The sequence below is a fragment of the Paenibacillus sp. MMO-58 genome, assembly GCF_037146255.1.
Taxonomy (GTDB): domain Bacteria; phylum Bacillota; class Bacilli; order Paenibacillales; family Paenibacillaceae; genus Pristimantibacillus.
The window spans coordinates 1-203 of the sequence record NZ_JBBCVY010000068.1 but is presented as its reverse complement, the minus strand read 5'-3'; the positions used below and the strand labels follow the sequence as shown (position 1 = coordinate 203).

Annotated in this window: 1 protein-coding gene; it reads left to right on the top strand. The window is 49.3% G+C overall.

Annotated features, from left to right (window positions below):
• A partial coding sequence (locus WFJ73_RS33330) for a hypothetical protein (protein ID WP_336776997.1) occupies positions 1-203 on the top strand: 203 nt, incomplete at both ends.

The window sequence follows — 203 nt, the reverse complement described above, 5'->3', positions numbered from 1 at the left end:
TCGTGTTCGGTATGGGAACGCGTGGTTCCCCTCCGCCATCGCCACCAAACGGATGACTTGCAGAAAGATATTCAATTCTTTCGAATTGCTCTTTCAAAACTGACAACGAGCGAGCGACTAACCTACCTGATTTATCCGATCATCATCGTGATCGGGTATTTCCTTAGAAAGGAGGTGATCCAGCCGCACCTTCCGATACGGCT